The organism is Protofrankia sp. Cas3, from assembly GCF_963555955.1.
GTDB lineage: Bacteria > Actinomycetota > Actinomycetes > Frankiales > Frankiaceae > Protofrankia.
The window spans coordinates 2,206-4,584 of the sequence record NZ_CAUVXP010000276.1 but is presented as its reverse complement, the minus strand read 5'-3'; the positions used below and the strand labels follow the sequence as shown (position 1 = coordinate 4,584).

The window sequence follows — 2,379 nt, the reverse complement described above, 5'->3', positions numbered from 1 at the left end:
CTCGAAGGCCGTCCGCGAATTCGTCGCTGGAACAGAGGGGAAGCTCCGGATCTTCGTCCTCCCGCCCTACACCCCCGACACCAACCCGGACGAGTGGGTCTGGAACAACGTGAAGAATGCCCAGATCAGCCGAAAAATGATTACATCGGTCTCGGACCTGTACTCCAACGCCCTCGCCGCACTCCGCAGGCTTCAGGAGAACCCCGCCCTTGTCGTCGGATTCTTCGGTGACCCCCATCTCGCCTACATCCGCTGGTAGCGAGTCCAGATACTTTCGTTCTTCTTAGTATCTGTCACCACCGGAATCTTGGCAGAGCCGTTATATTGACAGATCCCTCGGTTGAGAGGACACAGGCTCGGCCGGTCTAAGAAGATTCGACAAGCGCTTTCGGTGTAGTGGCGCCAGCGAGTCAGGGCGGGGTCGGTGGCGTCCAGGTAGATCTCGTCGCCCCAGGCTGCTCCCACGGTGGCGGGGAACGCTTCGACGCGGACGGTGGTGCCGCGGTGAGGTGTATCGACGATTGCCGCGTCAACTGTTGATGTCCGGGCGGCCGGGTCCGTCGTGCTCGTGTGCCCAGAGGAAGTGCTCAATGCCGCGCGTCTTGAGGATGCGCCGCTGCCAACGACTGTAGGCGGGTAGGGCTTGGGCTTGGGGGATGAGTTCGGGCCGCTGGAGCGCGTGTTCGCGGCCTTTGGTGACGAGGGTTAGCTGGCCGGTGGCGAGGACGTTACGCACCCACTGGGATTCGACGCTGTAGAGAATTGCGATCACGAACCCGTCGCCTAGGGGATAAGCGCTGACGGGATTGGCATACTCGCGACCGGAGCGTCGGCCAATGTGCTTGACGATCGAGTATGCGCGGAGGCGGCGGCCTGAGATCTTGAGGAACAGCCTGTTGGAGTTGCGGTGCACGGCATCGCGTTTGATCTCTGGGGACATGCGTCGTTCATCCTCTGGGTGGGTCGAGCGTCCGGCTCGGGTGAGTTCTCAAGGCTCGATAGCAGGTCGATCGTCCGCAGCGCGACCTCGTCTGTGGCGAAGGCGGCGGCCGACTCGAAGGCGCTCCGCACGGTCTGGGCGAGGAGCTCCGAGCGCGCTTCGAGGCTCATCGCCTGTCTGGCGTCCGAGGACGGTTCGGACACGATGAAACCCTGAAGGGTCGCGAGAAACGCGGTCCCGAGCGCTTCGGTCGGAAGATCCGCGCGCAGGAGACCTTGCTGGGCGAGTAGGTCGAGGTAGCCGTGGAGGAGTACCCGATGGCGGTCTTCTCGGGTTCCCTGCGCGGGCCGGCTGAGCTTGCCGAGCGTCTCCGCGTCGGCGCGAAAGAAGGCACGCAGGATGGGACGCCGCATGATGGCCAGAAAGTACGACCGGGTGAAGCGATGCAGCAGCGCGGTCTGTGAGTCGCATCTCAGCTCGGCGATCACCTCCTGGACCGCCGCGAGCACCTCGCGCTCGAGCAGCGTGGTGAACAACTGCTCGCGCGTCTTCCAATGCAGGTAGATCGTACCCTTGCCGATCTCAGCGTGGCGGGCGATGTCCTCGATCGTGACGCGGTTGTACCCCCAGCGGATGAGTAGCTCGGCGGCGGCCTCGAGGATTCGACGAGCTCGATCCTCACGGGCGGTGCGATCCCGCGGGGAGGTCGGGCCGGTGCGCATGAGTGCCAACATATGACCAGAATCGATGTTTGGTCAAACCTCAGCGCATCGCGCGCGTCCGGGGCAGCGTCGCAACGCCGACCCAGCACGACCACCTCGAAGCCCTCTGACCACGCCCCACCTGACCCCACCCAGCGGGCCGATCATGGAGCGCCGGTCAGCGGGTGGGGCGGGTGGCGCCCAGGTAGATGTCGTCGCCCCACACGGCACCGATCGTGGTCGGGAACGCTTCCACCCGGACCGCGGCGCCAGCATGCGGGGCGTCGACCATCACCGCCTGCCCACCTTCGATTCCCAAATAAAGGCCGACGTGGGTAACGTCGGACAGCCCACCGCCGAAGAACACCAGGTCACCACGTGCCAGCCCGGCCCCGGCCGGCAGACGGGGCCCGACGTCGAACTGAGCCTGGGCCACCCGCGGCAGCCCGATCCCGGCCCTCTGCCAGGCCGCCTGGACCAGCCCCGAGCAGTCGAAACCAACCCCGGCGGTCTCACCGCCCCACACATACGGCGTCCCGACCTGAGCCACCGCCCAATCAGCCGCGACACCACCGGCGTCTCCCACCGCGACATCTGAAGCGCCCTGCCCATAAGACCGGGCCACGGCAAGAATCCTCGCGACATACTGCTCGGCAGCCCGCGCCCGCGGCGGGCCTGTAGAAATAACGGCTCTGCCAAGATTCCGGTGGTGACAGACAGTCTCCGTGCAGGTATCGT

The 2,379-nt window shown here is 65.4% G+C and carries 4 protein-coding genes; 1 reads left to right on the top strand and 3 read right to left on the bottom strand.

The genetic code is table 11. The features are described 5' to 3' along the window. On the top strand, nt 1-259 hold a 259-nt coding region (locus U9983_RS27005), incomplete at its 5' end, for a transposase (protein WP_322756715.1). A 270-nt stretch (nt 260-529) separates the two neighbouring features. Here the strand turns inward: U9983_RS27005 and U9983_RS27000 are convergent. The 3 genes from U9983_RS27000 to U9983_RS26990 all read right to left on the bottom strand — a co-directional run. Next, the gene (locus U9983_RS27000; RefSeq protein ID WP_322756714.1) at nt 530-772 is read right to left on the bottom strand and encodes a hypothetical protein; all 243 of its coding nucleotides are present in this window, start codon (nt 770-772) and stop codon (nt 530-532) included. 11 nt (nt 773-783) lie between these two features. Further along, nucleotides 784-1,674, bottom strand: coding sequence for a helix-turn-helix domain-containing protein (locus U9983_RS26995; RefSeq protein ID WP_322756713.1), 891 nt, complete (start codon nt 1,672-1,674; stop codon nt 784-786). A 145-nt stretch (nt 1,675-1,819) separates the two neighbouring features. Continuing rightward, the coding region (locus U9983_RS26990) for a C40 family peptidase (RefSeq protein ID WP_322756712.1) at nt 1,820-2,379 on the bottom strand (560 nt) is incomplete at its 5' end.